Here is a 17039-nt window from a genome sequence, read left to right as displayed (position 1 = left end):
CTGTCGTGGCCGGTGATCCCGTTGCCCAAGCGTCACACTCGTTCGGGAAACGCCTCGGGAAATGCCTAGGGGCATGGATCAGCGGATGCCCCCGTGATCCTCCCAGCCGGATCGCGGCCGGGACCTCTCGATCAGCTCGCATCGCCGCGCGCGTTCCGCGTCAGTCTCGCGTTGCGTAAACGCGTCGATTCGAGCGGGCAACGCGCGGTGCCGGCAGATTTGGGCCGGTACAGCAGCACCACCAATAGTGCGACGCTCGAACAGCCCACCATCCCCGCGAGCGTCGCCCCGGGAGACCTGGCGAGCGTCAGCGCGATCACCGTCGGGGCCAGCGCCTGCCCGAGCTTGCGCGCGATATTGGCGAGCGCATAGACTCGCCCGGCATAGCCCCCGCCTTCCATCTCCCGTTCGCATTCGGCGACCGCAGCGGGGACGAGCGACCAGAACATGACCGAAATGCCGCAGCCGGCAACGATCGCAACGCACGTCAGCACGATGACCGCGGCGACATTCTCCCGCAGCAGATACGTCAATACGGTCGCCGCCACCTGCAGCGCGGCGCCGACGAGGAGGGTCGACGGCCGCCCGATCCGGGTGCCGACCATCGCCCATCCCGGGGTCGTCACGAGCAGCGCCGTCGCCGGGGCGAGCGCCACGAACAGCCCGAGCCGGGGCGCGCCGATTTCCTCGAACAGGAACAGCAGCGACTTGTTGATTACCGTCACCGCGAGCCCCGCCGCGAGGATGGTTGCGAGCAATCGACGCAGCGCGGGGGAGTATCGCAGCAACCCGACGGTCGCCCGGGCACCGCGCCACAGGCTCGCGGTCTCGCCGATCGGTCGTGGTCGTGTCGGCGCGGGAACCCGTTCGCGCACGCCAAGGAACGTCGCGAGGAACGCCGGAAGCGCAAGCACCGCGAGGAGCAGTGCGCCGCTGCGAAAATCGGTCGTCCCCTGCGCGGTCGGCAGCAGCGCAAAGACAAGCGCGGCAATCAGGCCACCGATCGCGGCCCCCTGCATCCGCGCGCTGCTCAACGCGAGATGGTCGGCCGGGTCGGTCGAGATTCGTGCGGTCAGTGCACCATAAGGGATGTTGCCGATGCCGTAAGCGATCCGCAGCGCAAGATAGACCGCGAGCGCGACAGGTGGGATCCACGCCCGGGGAACATGCAAGGGCGCGAATGCTAAGGCGAGCAGCAGCACCGACAGCGGCCCGCCCGCCAGAACCCATAACCGGAGCGGGATGCGCGGTGCGGCACGATCCGCGATCGCGCCGACGAGCGGATCGATCCCCCAGTCGACCACCGCGCCGACCAGGAAGATCGCCGAGGCGACCGCCGGCGCGATTCCGAGCGTGCGGATGTAATAGAACAGCAGGTAGAGCTCGACCGATTGCCATACGAAGTTGAAGCCGAGATCCCCGGCGGCATAGCTCCAGCGCTCGCGGCGGGAAATCATGCCGATGGATCGCCGGGCGCGGTCGGCCGCGGCAACGCTGCCGTCGAATCGCGAACCTGCAGCATGTTCGTGTGATGTGTCTGGCGCTGCGAGGCGCGGCCCTCAAGGTCGGCGATCAGCATGTCGGTCGCGGCGACCGCCATTTCGAACACCGGCTGACGGACCGTGGTCAGCCGCGGCCAGGCGATCCGGGAGACTTCGGCATCATCGAACCCGGCAATCGACAGGTCGTCGGGCAGCGAAAGTCCGAGCTCGCGCGCGGCGAGCATGACACCGACCGCCATTTCATCATTTTGCACCAGGATCGCGGTCGGTCGGTCCGTGCCGCCGAGCAGACGTCGCCCCGCCGCATGTCCGCCATCGAAGGTGAACAGCCCGGTCTCGATCCGGTCGAGCCGCATGGTGCAGCCCGCGTCGCGGAACGCCTCGCCATAGCCGATCAATCGCGCGTCGGTCGCGGCATGATCGGGGTCGCCCTTGATGATCCCGATGTCGCGATGCCCCAGCGCGAGCAGATGTGCCGCGACCGCGCGCGCGCCCGCGACGTCGTCGAGTAGGGTCGACGAGCCAAGCTCGAGCTGACGCGTCGGTGCGATCCGCGCATATTGGATTCCCGCAGCGTCGAGTTGCGCGAGGATCATGAGATGGTCGGACGCGGGCGGCGCGAGCACCACCCCGTCGAGCGCCGCCGCCCGCAACAGCCCGACGATATCCGCCGCGTTCTGCTGGACCGATTGCACCGGGATCACGATCAGCCGATAGCCTTCCCCCTCCAGCCGCTCGAGCACCCCCTCCTGCAGTTCGACGACATAGCTCGCGCTCGGCTTTTCATAGACCAGCCCGATCAGGTGCGAGCGTCGCCGCACCAGTGACTGAGCGAACACGTTTGGGTGATAATTGAGCGCGCTGGCCGCCGCGCGGACGCGTTGTTTCACCGCATCGCTGACGTGCGGCTCGTCGTTGAAGACGCGCGATACGGTCTTGGTCGAGACGCCTGCGTGGCGTCCGACATCGACGATCGTTGTGCGTTTGATCTCACGGGGCAGGGAATCGGTCCTTCACGGGTTCGGACGAAACGGTACGGACGATACAGACAACGGTGTCGGATTCGCGTGCGGTTTCCAAGGCGCGCCGAGCAAACGTACGAATTCAAAGCGCTTTTCCGTTTGGTTCCCGGCCATGTCAAATCTTGAATTGACAACGTAAGACAATTTGCTACCGCTACCAACACGGTAAGTGGTTCAAAACGGACAGCAGCCGTCCGCGAAACAGGGATCGCGGCCAGGGAGGGGATTACAATGAAGGGTTTTTACCCGGCGAGCATGCTCGCGCGTACGACATCCACCATCGCACTTGCCATCGGGCTCGCCATTCCGGCGCACGGGTTCGCGCAGACCGCGCCCGCCGCTGGTGCGGAAGCAACCAATGCGCAGCCGGTCACACAGGATCCGGCCGCCACGGCACCGCCGGTTTCGGACGATATCGTCGTCACCGGCATCCGCGCCTCGCTCGAACGGTCGATCGACATCAAACGCAACTCGTTCGGCATCGTCGACGCGATCTCGGCGCAGGATATCGGCAAGTTCCCGGATACCAATCTCGCGGAATCGCTGCAGCGCATCACCGGCGTGTCGATCAACCGGCGCAACGGTGAGGGTGCGCAGGTGACGGTCCGCGGCTTCGGTCCGGACTACAATATGGTGACGCTCAACGGGCGTCAGCTTGCCGCGTCCGACCAGACGTCGGTCGGTGGCGAGAACGATTTCACGCGCAGCACCGGTCGTTCGTTCGACTTCTCCAATCTCGCATCCGAAGGCGTCAGGACGCTGGAGGTCTACAAGACCGGTCGCGCCGCGATCCCGTCGGGCGGGATCGGCGCCGCGATCAACGTCGTTACCCGTCGCCCGCTCGACGCGCGCGAAAGCGGGTTGAACGGCTCGTTCGGGGTAAAGGCGGATTACGACACGAGCGCGGATGCCTGCATCGACTGCGGCAGTCACGTCACCCCGCAGGGCTCCGGATTGCTGAGCTGGTCGAACCCCAGCCACACCTTCGGTGCGTCCTTGTTCGGCAGCTATCAGAAGCGCAACTTCTCGGCGGCGAGCGCATCGGTCAACGGCTGGAACATCAGCACGCTGGCGGCCTTGCTCGACCCGAGCGGCAGCCACGTCAACGCCGCGACCAAGATCAACAACGCCCCGAGCGACCCCAACACGCTGGTCGCCCGACCGGACGATGCGCGCTATCACTTCGCCGAAGATACCAACGAGCGGATGAATTTCCAGGGTTCGCTGCAATTCAAGCCGACCGATCGGCTGACCCTCACCGCCGATGGCCTCTACGCGCAGAATCGCGCTTCGGAGCGGCGCTCGGACGAGGCGAACTGGTTCGCCGGCCTCTTCGACGAGATTACCTTCGACAAGAACAAGGACGTCGCGACCGCGACGTATCTGCACGAGACGAACAGCGGGGCCCAAAAGGATTCCGGTGCGGAGCAGCAGTATCGCGCTCAGAAGAACCAGCTGCAGGATTTCGGCCTCAACGCCAAGTGGGACCTGACCGACAATTTCACGGTCACCGCCGATGGCCACGTCGGTCTCTCCCGCAGCACGCCTGACAACCCCAATGGCATGAGCTCGACGCTGATCTCGTTGTCGATCCCGCTGCTGGCGCAGCATTCGTGGGATTATTCGAACAACGGCTTCCCGGTGCAGACCGTGCAGTTCAGCGATCCGGCGACTCCGGCCCCGGGCAATGCGATCATCAAGGGCAACGGCAACGGCAAACTGGACGTCGGCGATCTCGGCAGCCAGGTCGGACGTCAGATCTCGACCAGCTTGCGGCAGACGATCAAGGAAGGCCGGGTCGACGCCGGTTGGGATCTTGGCGGCGGCAGCCGTTTCGACTTCGGCGGCGATTATCGCAAGACCGACACGCGATCGACGCAGACGACCTATTACCAGACACTGGGCGACTGGGGGAACAACTTCCCCGGGGACGTCCAGAAGATCGCACCCGGTCAGGTGAACCAGTTCTGCCTGGTCTGCAAATTCACGCACTTCGACCCGAAGGCGAGCGGTGACGGTCTGGTGGCGTTCCGTACCGAAGATCCGACGGCACTCTACAACGCACTCAGCAGCGCGTATGCCAATGTTCCGGGGCATGCCAATGGTGTGAACGGCTACGGCAACGACCGCGTCCGGGAGGAAATCTGGGCGGCCTACGGTCAGGTGACATGGAAGGGTCAGCTCGCCGGGCATGATGCGGGTCTCGTCGCAGGCGCTCGCTACGAGCAGACCACCGTGCATGCCAACGGCACGCTGTATGCTCCGGCGGATATCCGCTGGCAGTCCGACAACGACTTCACGCAGGACCTGATCTTCGATGCCAAATACCTGCAGACGACGCAGGGGCGCGGCAAGTACAACAATCTGCTGCCGTCGATGGATTTCCAGTTCAACATCAAGTCGAACCTGATCGGTCGTTTTTCGGCGAGCCGCACGATCGCGCGCCCGACGTATAACAACCTGTTCACTTCGGCGAGTGTCGGAAACCCCAACGATGCCACCGCAGTTGGCGGCCAGACCGGCGGCAGTTCGGGCAACCCCAATCTGAAGCCGTTGATTTCCGACAATTTCGACGTCGCGCTGGAGTGGTATTTCAAGCCCGGCGCCTATCTCTCGGCGGGGTTCTTCGACAAGCGCGTCCACAATTTCATCGGCACGTCGGTCGTTCCGCAGTCGCTGTACGGTCTGCGCGATCCGTCCTCCGGGGTGTCGGGACGGTCGGGCACCGCCAAGACCCAGCTCCAGGCGATCGGGGCGGACGTCACCGACGTCAATCTGTTCACCTATACGGCGCTGCTGGTTCAGAACGGCGGCAATACCAACACCGCGACCAGCACGTTCCTGGCGAACTACAACACGGTGAACCGGTCGCTGACCCAATCGTTCGTCGACTCGACGTTGAACGCGGTGGACATCATCGCGGATGCGAACGATCCGTTGTTCAAGTTCAACGTCAGCACGCCGATCAACAACAAGGATGCCGAGATCTACGGCTTCGAACTAGCCGGACAGTATTTCTTCGGTCGGACCGGGATCGGTATCGCGGCGCAATATACGCACGTCGAGAGCGATATCGGCATCAACGTCGCGGCGTCGATCAACGAGGACCAGTTTGCGCTCGTCGGTTTGTCTGACACCGCCAACGCCACGCTGATCTATGACAAATATGGCGTCTCGGCTCGCCTGTCGTACAATTGGCGCGACAAGTTCCTGTCGGGGATCAACGCCGACAGCTACCACAGCCCGCGCTTCACTGCGGCGCACAGCCAGGTCGACTTCAACGTCAGCTACGACGTTACGCCGCACATCGCGGTGTCGGTGGAAGGGATCAACATCTTCGAGGATGGCCTGAAGATCTATGGCCGTTCGCCGAACGAGGTCTTCTTCGAACAGGAGGGGTCTGCGCGCTATCTGTTGGGCGCTCGGTTCAAGTTCTGAACCGGTTCTGACGAAAAAGGGGAGGGAGCATGGTCGCCCTGGCGGCATCCTCCCTCTTCTGTCCTGTACATTACGAAGCGAACCCGCCGGCCCGCCCTTCGAGCCGTTCGCCAGGCGTGGTTCAGGCACATCTGCGGTCGTGCATTGACAACGATGTCAAGGTTTTCACTGATATCAAGGCACTGAACGGGAGAGGAATATGGACCGGCGCGATTTTATCAGGGGCGGCGTGCTAGGCGCGGCGCTTGCCGGTGGATCGGGGGGCGCACTGGCTGCGGTGGCGCAGCGTGCGCCTGCCGGCCCGTCGTCCTTCCCCGAGGATTTCGTGTGGGGGTGCGCGACCGCTTCGTATCAGATCGAGGGTGCAGTCGCCGAGGACGGGCGTGGACGCACCAACTGGGACGTGTTCGCGCACAGCAAGGGCCGAGTCGCCAACGGCGATACAGGCGATATCGCGTGCGACAGCTACCATCGCTATCCCGAGGATATCGCGCTGCTCAAGGGATTGGGCGTCAAGGCGTATCGGATGTCGCTCGCCTGGTCGCGGATCTTCCCCGACGGGCGCGGCACGCCGAACCAGAAGGGCGTGGATTATTACAACAGACTGATCGACGCGCTGCTCGCTGCCGGGATCACGCCCTATGTCACGATGTTCCACTGGGACCTGCCCGAAGCTTTGCCGGGCGGCTGGCAATCGCGCGACACCGCCTGGGCATTTGCGGACTACGCCGGGTTCATGGCGGGCAAATTGTCCGACCGCGTCGGGCATTTCATGACCGTCAACGAACTGCGCTGCTTCACCGATATCGGCCATGTCGAGGGTCGCCACGCGCCCGGGTTGCAATTGCCACCGGCCGCGGGAAACCAGGTCCGGCACCACGGCGTGCTCGCGCACGGGCTTGGCGTCCAGGCGATCCGCGCGCACGCCCGCAGCGGGACGCAGGTCGGGCTTGCGGACAACAGCAACTTCTACGTCCCCGTGATCGAGACCCCCGAGCATATCGCCGCCGCCAAACAGGCCGTGCGCGAGGAAAATGCGATGTTCCTGACCGCGGTGCTCGAGGGGCGCTATACCGACGGTTACCTCGCGCGTGAGGGCGCGAATGCGCCGCGCGTCGCGAGCGGAGACATGGCGGCGATCGGCAGCCCGCTCGATTTCGTCGCGCTCAACATCTATGCGCCGAACTACGTCCGCGCCGATGCCGGGCCGAGCGGCTACAAGATCCTGCCGCATCTCCCGTCGTCGCCCCGAATGGCGTCGCCGTGGCTCTATGTCGGGCCAGAGGTCGCCTATTTGGGCGTGCGTACCGTCTCCGAACTGTGGAAGCCCAAGGCGATCTACATTTCGGAAAACGGCACGTCGGCGGATGACGTGATGGTCGACGGGCGAGTCGATGACAGCGACCGGATCATGTATCTGCGCAATTATCTGACCGAATTCCATCGCGCGACCGCTGAGGGCTTTCCGCTCAAGGGCTATTTCCTGTGGAGCCTGATGGACAATTTCGAATGGGCGGATGGCTATACCAAGCGCTTCGGGCTCCATCACGTCGATTTCGCGACACAGGTCCGCACCCCCAAGCTGAGCGCGGCCTGGTATCGCGAACTGATCCGCCGGAACGCACTGGTCTGAAACGTCGAGGTCGCGGCGCGGCAATCGCGCCGCGACGTCAGCGTTTCTTGACGAACTCGGCGCGCAGTACGAGGCCCTTGATCCCGTCGAACCGGCAATCGATCTCCTGCGCGTCGCCGGTCAGGCGGATCGCCTTGATCAGCGTGCCGCGCTTGAGCGTCTGGCCCGCGCCCTTGACGGTCAGATCCTTGATCAACGTCACCTGATCGCCATCGGCGAGCACGTTGCCGACCGAATCGCGGACGACCACTGCATCGCCATCAGCGGTGCCCTTCGCGGCGGCATCGCTCGCGCTGATCCACTCGCCGCTCGCCTCGTCATAGACGAACGCGTCGCTGTCCCCCTCGGCCATGCTCACCCCTTGATATTGACCATCGCGACCGGCTGGCCCTTGGTGGTCGGGTTGGAGGCATTCGCCTTCGGTGCCTTTTCGGCCTTGGGTTTGCGCGTTTCCTTGTTCGACTTCTTCTGGCTCTTGGCCATCGGACTTACCTTCGGAGGCGGGAGGCCCCGGGTGCTTGTAGCGCCAAAGCGGCGCCGCACCGGCATCTTTTCGGTCTGGCGCAGGCACGGCGCAGTTGACCGAGGTTAACCTGATTTGACCGGACCGGACGCAACCACCCTCGACCCGGTCCGTTTGGAGCAGAAGCCGGACGTGCCACCCCTCGCGTCCGGCTACCCCCCCTTCCAGTAGCCGCACGCCAGGAGACACGACATGGGCCTGTTCACCAAGGATATCGCGACCTTCGAGGATCTCTTCCTGCATCAGCTCCAGGACGTCTATTACGCCGAGAACCAGATCACCAAGGCGCTGCCCAAGATGATCGACAAGGCAACCGACGCCGGGCTGAAGAGCGGCTTCCAGACGCATCTGACCGAGACCGAAGTCCAGATCCGCCGGCTCGAGCAGGTGTTCGACCTGCTCGGCGAGCAGCCCAAGGGCGCGACGTGCCCTGCGATCGAAGGCATCATCAAGGAAGCCAACGAGGTCGCCAGCGAAATCGCGGACAAGGCGGTACTCGATGCCGCACTCATCGCCTCGGCCCAGGCGGTCGAGCATTATGAGATCACGCGTTACGGTACGCTGATCGCCTGGTCGAAGCAGCTCGGGCGCGACCAGATCGCCGCGATCCTGCAGGAAACGCTCGACGAAGAATATGCCACCGACGACAAGCTGACGCAGATGGCGACGAGCAAGACCAACGCGAAGGCAGAGGCAGCGACCCCGGCCGAGTAAGGCGGGCTTGCGAGAAACGTGACTCCGCCATTCTTGGGTAACCCCGGGGTGGCGGAAATCGCCTGCTGACCCACGCGCGGCACAAGTCGGGGCCTAGTGGAAATAGTCGACGCAGGTACACGTAGACGCTCCCGTCTACCGCTGCGCTACCGGGGCCACGTCTAGTCCGGGCAGGGGGCTAAACGCTGACCCCTCCGCCTTAAAACGATCCTGGCACCTCGCGCTGTACGGTGTCGGGCGCGTCAGGCGTCAGCAACTCGAGCGGGTTCGTCCTGGTGCGCAGCGACAGCGTCCCCTGTGTCCCCGCCGCCGCCACGATCGGCGTGCAACTCTTGCCGCCAAGATAATCCAGCGCCGCCCGGGTCGAGGCCTCCTGCGGATCGCCCAGCGGATGAGCCAGGTCGTCACCCGCCTTGCAGCTTGCTTCCATGATGCTCGCAAGCCCGTCGTAATAGGCCCCCTGTCGCGCAGAGTTTTGCAGTGCAAAGGCGATGACGCGCAGGCGGTCATCACATTGCGGCCGGTCCAGCGCGATCTGGCCGACCGGCTTGCCATAGGTATTGGCGCCGATCAGTCCGACATTGGCGTGGAAATACGGAATCGCCTGCGCGATCACCAATTCGCTCGCCGAGGCACTGCTCCCGGTGCCGATGAACGCGATCCTGGTCGGCGCAATCGACTCGGGCTGTCGCGCATAGAAGGCCGTGACGTTGCTCGCAGACTTTTCGGGGCGGAAGGTCGTGAAATCGATCACGTCGCTGCTGTTGCGCGCACCGCCGAGCAGATTCGCCATCAACTCCGCGATCGAGACCAGCCCTCCGCCATTGTAGCGCACATCGATGATGACATTGGTGACGCCCGCCGCCTTGAAGCGCGCGAAGGCGGCGCGCAACGCAGGGTCGGCGGTCGAGATGAAGCTGCGCAGGTTGATATAACCGACCTGCTGCCCGCCATCGGTGAGGATCTGCGCGCCATAGCGGCTCGACACCGGGGTCAGCGCATAATCGGTCTTGGCGAGCGATACGCTGCGTGTCCCTTGTGAATCGGTGATCCGCAACCGTCGCGTGGTGCCTGCGGTATTTGGCCCGAGCGCGTCGATGACGCCCGCGGTCCCCTGCGCCGCGATGATCGAATCGACCGAGCGCAGGTCGGTGTCGCTGGTGCCGATCGCAACGATTTCCGTGCCGCGATCGATCCCGGCGGACAGCGCAGCGGTGCCTTCGAAACTTTCGGAAACGAATACGCGCCGCGCGCCGGTGTCATAGGACAAACGGAACCCGAACCCGGCACTCGCCCCGGAGTCGTAATAGGCATCCTCGGAGGCGATCGAGGTGCGATAGGTGAAATACCGGTCCTTGCGTTGCGCGCGCGCCGTGGCGGTGAGCGCGTCGATATAGGCGTCGACCGTCGGATAGGGCGTCGGGTCGAGCGCGGCGGGGAGCGTTTCGGGGAACAGATACCATTCGCGCAATTGCGCCGCCGCCCAATCCTGCCGGTCGCGCAGCGTGCAACTCACGGCGGCTGCGGTCGGTGTCGGGCTAGGGGTAGGGGCCGGTGCGGCGACGACGCCGCTCGCCGCGCCCGATCCACCGCCGCCCCCGCCACAGGCGGAAAGCAGCGCGGCAAGGGTCAGTATCGAAACACCGTAACGTATTCGGCTCATGTGCCACCTCGAAGTCCGAGGCTAGCGCGTCGCTTTGCCGATGTCAGCGCGAAAAGTGCGGGATCGCAAAGCCTTGTCGGGAAGCGATTATGCGATGGGGGCGAAGGATACCGCAGTCGAGGCAAGAACGGTGGTGAGGACGAGCGCGGCTGCGAGCGAAACGGCGACGCGCTGGACTGCTTCGAAACGAGCGAACATGGGGGTAACTCCTGATGATGTGGCGGTCCGGACCATTCCGTCGCCGACATTTCAGGTTTTGCAGGGACCGTGCCAGATGATGAATCTGGCGGGTTACTGCGATTTTTTCGAAAAGTTCCCGGTCAGTCTGGTTGGGAGGCCAGTGATTCTCACCAGATCTTGGGGATATTTGCTACGCGCGATGGATCCTGTTCCGGCCGTTGTCCTTGGCGGCATAAAGCAGCTTGTCGGCCCGTCCGAAAACCGCGCCGAGGAACTCGCCGGGCTGCGATTCGGTAATCCCGGCAGAGAAGGTCACCGCGCCGAGCGGTTCGTCCGACTCGCGCAGGCGATACCGCTTCGTCGCGACGATGTCGCGTGCCTGGTCGAGCGTGGTATAGGCCTGATCGAGCGTGATACCGGCGAACAACACGGTGAATTCCTCGCCGCCATAGCGGGCGACGAGATGCCCGGGACAGGCCGTGGTCAACGCTTCGGCAATCGCGCGAAGAACCCGGTCGCCGACCGAATGGCCGAAGCGATCGTTGACTCGCTTGAACCGATCGACGTCGCACACCGCGAGGCATACCTGCTCCCCGGCGACCATGTGCGCCGCGAATCTCTCCTCGAACGCGCGCCGGTTGGGCAGGTCGGTCAGCGGGTCGCGCCGCGCATTGTCGCGCGCTTCCTCGAGCTTGAGCCGAAGTTCCTCGGCTTCGTGAGTCGCCGCCGCAAGTCGCGCCTCGGCGGACTGGACCCGATCGAGCATCACGTTGGTCAACCGGACGATATCCTCCGTGCGATCGGTCGATCGCATCGCGTCCGCGCTCGCCGCGAGATTGCGCCCGAAATCCTGCGTCTCCGCGCGGATCGCGTGCATCATGTCGGTGAAGCCCTCGACCTGCATCTGCGTTTGCGCGACGAGTCCGTCGGTGGCGCTTGGTGCCTCCGCCACTTCCGGTTGCGTTACGGCGGTCACGACCTGTCCACCGAGCTTTTCGATATCGCGCGCGGTCAGGCGGATCCCGCCTTCGGTCAGTGCCGCCACCGATTGCGCGAGCACGCCCGCAGGATTGGAAACCACGCGGTGCGCAAACGCATAATGGAGCGGATCGGGGCTCAGCCGGTGCTGGGCCAGAAACAACCCGATCCGGTCGAACACCGGGTCGGCGCGGTTGTCGAGCGCAACCCGTCGTGCCTCCCTTGCCGTCGCCATCGGTAGAACCCGTCCCTTGATCCCGGTCGCGCCAAAACGACCCTTGTCTGTGGCCCGTGCTAGGCCGAAACTGCTAAAATACAGTGACCGAATGCGTAACGATAGCGGCGAGGTGCGTCAGCGCGTCAGCGCGATGCCGAAGCGGGCGTGATTGACGATCCGGTTGTACGCGATCAGCGTTTCGGCATAGCCGGTGTAGAAATCGCCGAACAGGTAGATGTGCGGCAGGCGCTGGTCGATCCGCGCGAGCGGATAGGAGACGAAGGTCTCCGCGCTGCCCTTGCCCGTCCCCGGATTGCCCCGACCGCTCACCGCGACCTTGACCCCGTCGCGCTGGCCGATCGACAGACCGAGCGACGTGTAGCCCCAATAGCGGTCGAGATCGGGTGCGAGGCCCTGGTCGCCGAAATAGCCCCACACCATCGGCGCGATCCCGAGATTCCACCCCTTGCCCAAGGCGAACGTCTTGTTCGCGCGCAGGAAGAAGCGGTTGACGTCGATCGAGTTGGTCACGCCGCCACCGTTCGAATCATGGCGATAGCCGCCGCCGATGATGAGCGTGCGGTCGACCGGCACGTCGAGGAACACCTCGGGGGCGAAACCCTGCGCGGTCAGCGGGGCGGACGGCTTGTCGGTCGCAAGGAAGAAGGTGTGGGTATAGGCAAAATCGAGCCGCGGACCGTCATCGCGGCCGAGCACCCTGAAATCGAAGCTGACCGACAGTTTTGCCCCCGAATTGCCAGCACCCATCACCGCATAGGTCGGTGCGAACGGATGCAGCCGGTCAAGAAACGCGCCAGACCCGCCGCGCGAGGTCGCGACCAGCGCCTCGCCTTTTGCCGGGGCACCCGCGGGGGGCGCTGCCGCCGTCGCCTCCGGCCTGGCCGGCGGTGCCACGGCGGCGAGCGGATAGGAGGCGGCAAGCCGGTAGCGCAGCCGCACGAATCCGCCCGGGGCGACCGTCGCGGGTTCGTCGGGGGCGGCGATCAGCCGCAGCCGGGTGCCGTCGCGCGCGACCGTCTCGATTTCGGCGGGCCCTTGTGCAGGTTGCGCGGCGGTGGTTTCGTTGAGGACGAACACCTCGACCCCGGCGCGCGCGGCATCGGCGGAAGCGGGCGGATCGAGCAGTGGACGGAGCTGCGCCGCCGCCGGCAGGGCCACACCGGCGATCAGCGCGCCGCCGCCAAGTCCTAACATTCGCAGCCGCATCTGCTTGGCTTCCCCGTTCGCCAGACCCCGCCGCCTCATCGCATGGACTGGCGATTTGATGCCAGCCGGATTACGCAGGGCCGATGCGAATTACCGAATCCGATTTAACCCTTGCCGCCGCGCTCGCCGATGCCGCGGGCGCCGCGATCCGTCCCTATTGGCGCACCGAGCAGGGGCTCGAGATGAAGGGCGATGCGTCGCCCGTCACGCTCGCCGACCGCGCGGCGGAGGCCGCGATGCGCGCGCTGATCGAACGGACCTTCCCCGACGATGCGATCATCGGCGAGGAATATGGCGTACGCGAGGGGACCTCGGGGCGCGCGTGGGTGCTCGACCCGATCGACGGGACGCGTGCGTTCATCTCGGGGCGGCCGATCTTCGGGACGCTGATCGCTTTGGTGGTCGAGGGATGGCCGATGCTCGGCGTGCTCGACCAGCCGATCATCGGCGAGCGCTGGGTGGGGACGACCGGCAAGCCGACGCTGTTCAACGGCAAGCCCGCTTCAACGCGGCGCTGCGCGGATCTGGGGGAGGCGTTGCTCGCGACGACCTCGCCCGCGCTGTTCACGGATGATCAGTTGCATGCGTTCGAGCACCTCGACGCGAAGGTCCGCAGCACCGTGCTGGGGGGCGATTGCTACAATTACGGCTGCGTCGCGAGCGGGTGGCTCGACGTGGTGGTCGAAGCCGAGCTCAAGCTCCATGATTTCGCCGCGCTGGTGCCGATTGTCGAGGGTGCAGGCGGGCGGATGTGCGACTGGGCGGGCGACCCGCTGACCGCGGACAGCATCGGCGAAGTCGTCGCGGCGGGTGATCCGGCGCGGATCGAGGAGATCCTCGAGGCGCTGGCGTGCCGCGGGGGGCATTGACCGCTTAGCAGCGGAACGCCGAACGCCCTTCGGCGCGCACCATCGCGCGGCGTCTGACAACGGTAGGGAATGCCGCCGTTACGCCCGAGGCGGGCTTCGAACGAAATTCCTCAGAAGATCCCGAGGAACTTCTTCCGCGGTGCCTTGCCTGTCTTGTCCTTCTCCGCAGTTGCGGTGGTGCCGTGCCCGACATCGTCGCGCTGGTGGCCCTTGGTGGTGCGCTGCGCGCTGGCGGGGGCCGCCGCGAGGATCGGGCCGCATTGCGCGGCTTTCGCGTCGCCGACGTCGACGAACGCGAGAAGCCCCGCCACCGGAGTTGCGACGAGGCTGAGCCCCGCCGCGGCCCCCGCGCGTTCCAGCAACTGCGGCGTCAACACGTTGATCCCGGGTTTGGCGAACGATCCGACCAGCCCGACCGGGGATTGTGCCGAGAACAGGCTGATCCGCTTGCCATCCGCGCGGAACACGAGATCGAGATGCTCGTCGCGGAAGCTGAACCCACCGCGTCCCGCGATCACGTTCTTCTCGGTATCGATCAGGATCGGGTCCGCCGCCGCGACACCGCCGCGCACGGTGAAGCCGATCAGCCCACAGTTGATCGTGACCGGTTCCTTGAGCTTCCCCTGGAACAGCTTCTGCGCGAAGGTGCCGATGTCCAGTTCGGAGAGCTGGACGTTGCGCGCGGAGAAGTTCCCGCCGGGCATGACGAATGCGATCCGCCCGTGTGCCGTCGCCAGCGAGTCGTGGACCGTATCGCCGTCGCCGGTCAGCGCGATGCGGCCCTTGACGATCCCGGTCGTGCCCGATTCGATGACGCCATAGCCCGCGAGCAGCCTCCCCATCGGGGTGGGCGACAGGCGGATGTCGTAGGTGTCGTGCGCGGGACGGCGGCGGGCGTCGAAGGTGATATCGGCGGCAACGTTGCCCCGCGCCATTACGAAGGTGAGCGGAGACACCTTGAGCAGGCTGTCTTTCAGCGACAGCGTCAGGTCGATATCGGAAACGGGGACGTTCTTCGAACGGACGACGCCGATTCGATATTTGAGATCGGCGTTGAAATTCTTGAAGGTCTCGACCGGGATTGCCGCGTTGGGCAGGATTCGCGCGGGCGCGGCGCCGGTGTCCGCGGCAGCGGCGACCGCGCCCTTGGTCGCAACGATGTCCGGGTTGTAGCCGATGAACGGTGCCGCATCGATGATGTCGAGCTTGCGCGTGGTCAGCGTCGCGCCAATGTGGAGACGAGGCTCGATGTTCTGCACGGTGAACGCACCTGCCAGGTCGCTGTCCCCGAAGCGGCCGGTAAGCCGGGTGAAGGCGTAGGTCGTGCCGGTCTTCGTCAGGATTGCCTTGACGTGATAGGTCCGGCTGCGCGGAATCGCGACGCCGATGATGTCGAGCAGTTCGGCAAGGTTGCGCCCGCGCGACGTGACGGTCAGCGGGACGTTCTCGATGTCGGCGATGCTCGGAAGCGTGCCTGCAACGGTAACGTGGTTGTTGGCGGCATCGGCGGCGAGTTCGAGCTGGTTCCTGCCGCGCGCGACGGTGGCGTCAGGGGAAAGCAACGCGCCCTTGAGCGTAAACGGGGTTGCGCGGACCTTGCCGTCGCCGGTGAAGCGGACCGACTTGCCGATTCGCGCATCGCTGGAGGTGATCGTTTGGAACGCCAGATCGGTGCGCAACAGCATCTTGGGGTCGAGGTAGCGCAGCGTCGTTCCCGCCACGGTCGCAACGTCGATCCGCGGGAAATCGAGCGGCTTGCCGCCCTTTTTCTCGCTGAACGTCCAGCTATTGTGGGTGTGCTGCTTGTTCCACTCGAGGTCGACCGCGCCACCGGTCAGGTCTAGCGTGTAGAAATGGCGTTTGCCAAACAGCATCGACAGCGGCGCGATTCGCGCGTCGATCTGTTTCGCTTCGAACAGGTTGGGACGCGAGGCGTAGGACGGGTTGGAGATCGTCATCCCGTCGGCGCGGAAGTGGATCGTGATCGGGTCGAAATAGAGCTGGAAGTCGTCGGTGACTTTCACGTCGCGATGCGTCGCGGAGGAGACGATGCGCTCGAACGGGCTTTTGAGGAACCGGCCCTTGGTGATGTAGAGCACCAGCCACACGAGGAAAAGCGCGACCACGAGGCCGATCACGACGTTGCGCACGATTCGCCACGCGCTGCGGCGCGTGACGGTTGCAGCGGACTGCGCCGGAGGCGCGGCAGGGGGCGGTGAGGGTGCAGCGTCCATCGCTGCCAAACCGTTCGCCTTGCGTAATCGTTCCTCCGCGCATCCAAGGTTGCGTTTTCGCAAGGGTCCGGGTATGCGCCCGCTTTCCTGCGAGTAAGAGGAACTGCCCGGCCGGTATGGGCTGCCGTGGCCGTTCATAGATCGTCGCAAAACTGAAAGGACGAAAATGCCCAAACTCAAGACGAAGAGCGGCGTCAAAAAGCGCTTCAAGCTCACCGCATCCGGCCTGTTGAAGCATGGCGTCGCTGGCAAGCGTCACCGCTTGATGAGCCACAACAGCAAGTACATCCGCCAGAACCGCGGCACCAAGCTTCTGTCCAAGGCCGACACGGCCACCGTCAAGGCGTGGGCGCCTTACGGTCTCGGCTGAGCGGAAGGAATTAGAGAATGGCACGCGTAAAACGGGGTGTAACCACCCACGCAAAGCACAAGCGGATCCTCAATCTGGCGAAGGGCTATTATGGCCGTCGCAAGAACACGATCCGTATCGCCCGTCAGGCAGTCGAGAAGGCCGGCCAGTATGCGTATCGCGACCGCAAGGTTAAGAAGCGCAACTTCCGTGCCCTGTGGATCCAGCGTATCAACGCAGCGGTCCGCGTCGAGGGTCTGACCTACGGCGTCTTCATGCATGGCCTGAAGCTCGCCGGCGTCGAACTCGACCGCAAGGTCCTCGCGGATCTCGCGATGCACGAGGGTGCTGCGTTCAGCGCCATCATCGCGCAGGCGAAGGCGGCTCTGCCCCAGGCTGCCTGAGGGCGACCTGTCGCGAGACTGAGATTTGGGGCGTCGGTGGCAACACCGGCGCCCTTTTTCTGTTTGAGGGGTGTCCCTCCGGCGGC

General features: G+C 64.9%; 14 protein-coding genes. 6 read left to right on the top strand and 8 right to left on the bottom strand.

Annotated features, from left to right (window positions below; genetic code table 11):
* Positions 1-131: 131 nt before the first annotated feature.
* Both RH91_RS03055 and RH91_RS03050 read right to left on the bottom strand, forming a co-directional pair.
* The gene (locus RH91_RS03055) at positions 132-1457 is read right to left on the bottom strand and encodes an MFS transporter (RefSeq protein WP_010161056.1); all 1326 of its coding nucleotides are present in this window, start codon (positions 1455-1457) and stop codon (positions 132-134) included.
* Entirely contained in the window at positions 1454-2491 is a 1038-nt protein-coding gene (locus RH91_RS03050; RefSeq protein ID WP_029623560.1) for a LacI family DNA-binding transcriptional regulator, read from the bottom strand. The genes RH91_RS03055 and RH91_RS03050 overlap by 4 nt, the downstream gene beginning before the upstream one ends.
* A gap of 264 nt (positions 2492-2755) precedes the next feature.
* Here RH91_RS03050 and RH91_RS03045 point away from each other — a divergent pair, with 264 nt between their 5' ends.
* Together RH91_RS03045 and RH91_RS03040 are read left to right on the top strand one after the other, a co-directional pair.
* On the top strand, positions 2756-5962 hold the full coding sequence (locus RH91_RS03045; protein ID WP_010161054.1) for a TonB-dependent receptor: 3207 nt from the start codon (positions 2756-2758) through the stop codon (positions 5960-5962).
* A gap of 199 nt (positions 5963-6161) precedes the next feature.
* Positions 6162-7595 carry a GH1 family beta-glucosidase gene (locus tag RH91_RS03040; RefSeq protein ID WP_010161053.1) on the top strand — a complete coding sequence of 478 codons (1434 nt, stop codon included), beginning with the start codon at positions 6162-6164 and terminating at the stop codon, positions 7593-7595.
* 37 nt (positions 7596-7632) lie between these two features.
* Here the strand turns inward: RH91_RS03040 and RH91_RS03035 are convergent, their stop codons facing one another.
* Complete coding sequence (locus RH91_RS03035; protein WP_010161052.1) at positions 7633-7947, bottom strand: alkylphosphonate utilization protein; 315 nt, start codon at positions 7945-7947, stop codon at positions 7633-7635.
* Positions 7948-7949: 2 nt separating this feature from the next.
* A complete protein-coding gene (locus tag RH91_RS23430; RefSeq protein WP_269724634.1) occupies positions 7950-8078 on the bottom strand; it encodes a hypothetical protein in 129 nt (42 codons plus the stop codon).
* A gap of 232 nt (positions 8079-8310) precedes the next feature.
* Here RH91_RS23430 and RH91_RS03030 point away from each other — a divergent pair, with 232 nt between their 5' ends.
* Positions 8311-8832: a YciE/YciF ferroxidase family protein gene (locus tag RH91_RS03030; protein ID WP_010161051.1), complete on the top strand. Its 522-nt coding sequence runs from the start codon at positions 8311-8313 to the stop codon at positions 8830-8832.
* Between the two features lie 199 nt (positions 8833-9031).
* Here the strand turns inward: RH91_RS03030 and RH91_RS03025 are convergent, their stop codons facing one another.
* The 3 genes from RH91_RS03025 to RH91_RS03015 form a co-directional block, all read right to left on the bottom strand.
* Positions 9032-10348, bottom strand: a complete 1317-nt coding sequence (locus RH91_RS03025) for a S41 family peptidase (protein WP_010161050.1) — start codon at positions 10346-10348, stop codon at positions 9032-9034.
* 517 nt (positions 10349-10865) lie between these two features.
* Positions 10866-11888, bottom strand: a complete 1023-nt coding sequence (locus tag RH91_RS03020) for a GGDEF domain-containing protein (RefSeq protein ID WP_010161049.1) — start codon at positions 11886-11888, stop codon at positions 10866-10868.
* A 117-nt stretch (positions 11889-12005) separates the two neighbouring features.
* A complete protein-coding gene (locus tag RH91_RS03015) occupies positions 12006-13085 on the bottom strand; it encodes a phospholipase A (RefSeq protein WP_232283397.1) in 1080 nt (359 codons plus the stop codon).
* A 95-nt stretch (positions 13086-13180) separates the two neighbouring features.
* Between RH91_RS03015 and hisN the strand changes: the two genes are divergently transcribed.
* Positions 13181-13966 carry a histidinol-phosphatase gene (hisN, locus tag RH91_RS03010; protein ID WP_010161047.1) on the top strand — a complete coding sequence of 262 codons (786 nt, stop codon included), beginning with the start codon at positions 13181-13183 and terminating at the stop codon, positions 13964-13966.
* Positions 13967-14076: 110 nt separating this feature from the next.
* Here the strand turns inward: hisN and RH91_RS03005 are convergent, their stop codons facing one another.
* Positions 14077-16200, bottom strand: coding sequence for an AsmA family protein (locus tag RH91_RS03005; protein WP_029623558.1), 2124 nt, complete (start codon positions 16198-16200; stop codon positions 14077-14079).
* A gap of 166 nt (positions 16201-16366) precedes the next feature.
* On the opposite strand from RH91_RS03005, the gene rpmI reads away from it, so the two are divergent.
* Both rpmI and rplT read left to right on the top strand, forming a co-directional pair.
* Positions 16367-16570 (top strand): 50S ribosomal protein L35, encoded by a 204-nt coding sequence (rpmI, locus tag RH91_RS03000; protein ID WP_010161045.1) that lies wholly within the window; start codon positions 16367-16369, stop codon positions 16568-16570.
* 17 nt (positions 16571-16587) lie between these two features.
* Complete coding sequence (gene rplT / locus RH91_RS02995; protein WP_010161044.1) at positions 16588-16953, top strand: 50S ribosomal protein L20; 366 nt, start codon at positions 16588-16590, stop codon at positions 16951-16953.
* Positions 16954-17039: the final 86 nt, after the last annotated feature.

Origin of the sequence: Sphingomonas sp. PAMC 26617 (assembly GCF_000242835.1) — a bacterium.
In the GTDB taxonomy this organism is placed as follows: Bacteria; Pseudomonadota; Alphaproteobacteria; order Sphingomonadales; family Sphingomonadaceae; genus Sphingomonas.
Note: the sequence above shows the minus strand (reverse complement) of the source record. Positions and strands in the feature narration are given on the sequence as shown.

Bases quoted from the DNA above. Each gene is read 5' to 3' on its own strand.
- RH91_RS03055 (WP_010161056.1), bottom strand. From the start codon at position 1,457: ATGATTTCCCGCCGCGAGCGCTGGAGCTATGCCGCCGGGGATCTCGGC.
- RH91_RS03045 (WP_010161054.1), top strand. From the start codon at position 2,756: ATGAAGGGTTTTTACCCGGCGAGCATGCTCGCGCGTACGACATCCACC.
- RH91_RS03040 (WP_010161053.1), top strand. From the start codon at position 6,162: ATGGACCGGCGCGATTTTATCAGGGGCGGCGTGCTAGGCGCGGCGCTT.
- RH91_RS03035 (WP_010161052.1), bottom strand. From the start codon at position 7,947: ATGGCCGAGGGGGACAGCGACGCGTTCGTCTATGACGAGGCGAGCGGC.
- RH91_RS23430 (WP_269724634.1), bottom strand. From the start codon at position 8,078: ATGGCCAAGAGCCAGAAGAAGTCGAACAAGGAAACGCGCAAACCCAAG.
- RH91_RS03030 (WP_010161051.1), top strand. From the start codon at position 8,311: ATGGGCCTGTTCACCAAGGATATCGCGACCTTCGAGGATCTCTTCCTG.
- RH91_RS03020 (WP_010161049.1), bottom strand. From the start codon at position 11,888: ATGGCGACGGCAAGGGAGGCACGACGGGTTGCGCTCGACAACCGCGCC.
- RH91_RS03015 (WP_232283397.1), bottom strand. From the start codon at position 13,085: ATGTTAGGACTTGGCGGCGGCGCGCTGATCGCCGGTGTGGCCCTGCCG.
- hisN (WP_010161047.1), top strand. From the start codon at position 13,181: ATGCGAATTACCGAATCCGATTTAACCCTTGCCGCCGCGCTCGCCGAT.
- RH91_RS03005 (WP_029623558.1), bottom strand. From the start codon at position 16,200: ATGGACGCTGCACCCTCACCGCCCCCTGCCGCGCCTCCGGCGCAGTCC.
- rpmI (WP_010161045.1), top strand. From the start codon at position 16,367: ATGCCCAAACTCAAGACGAAGAGCGGCGTCAAAAAGCGCTTCAAGCTC.
- rplT (WP_010161044.1), top strand. From the start codon at position 16,588: ATGGCACGCGTAAAACGGGGTGTAACCACCCACGCAAAGCACAAGCGG.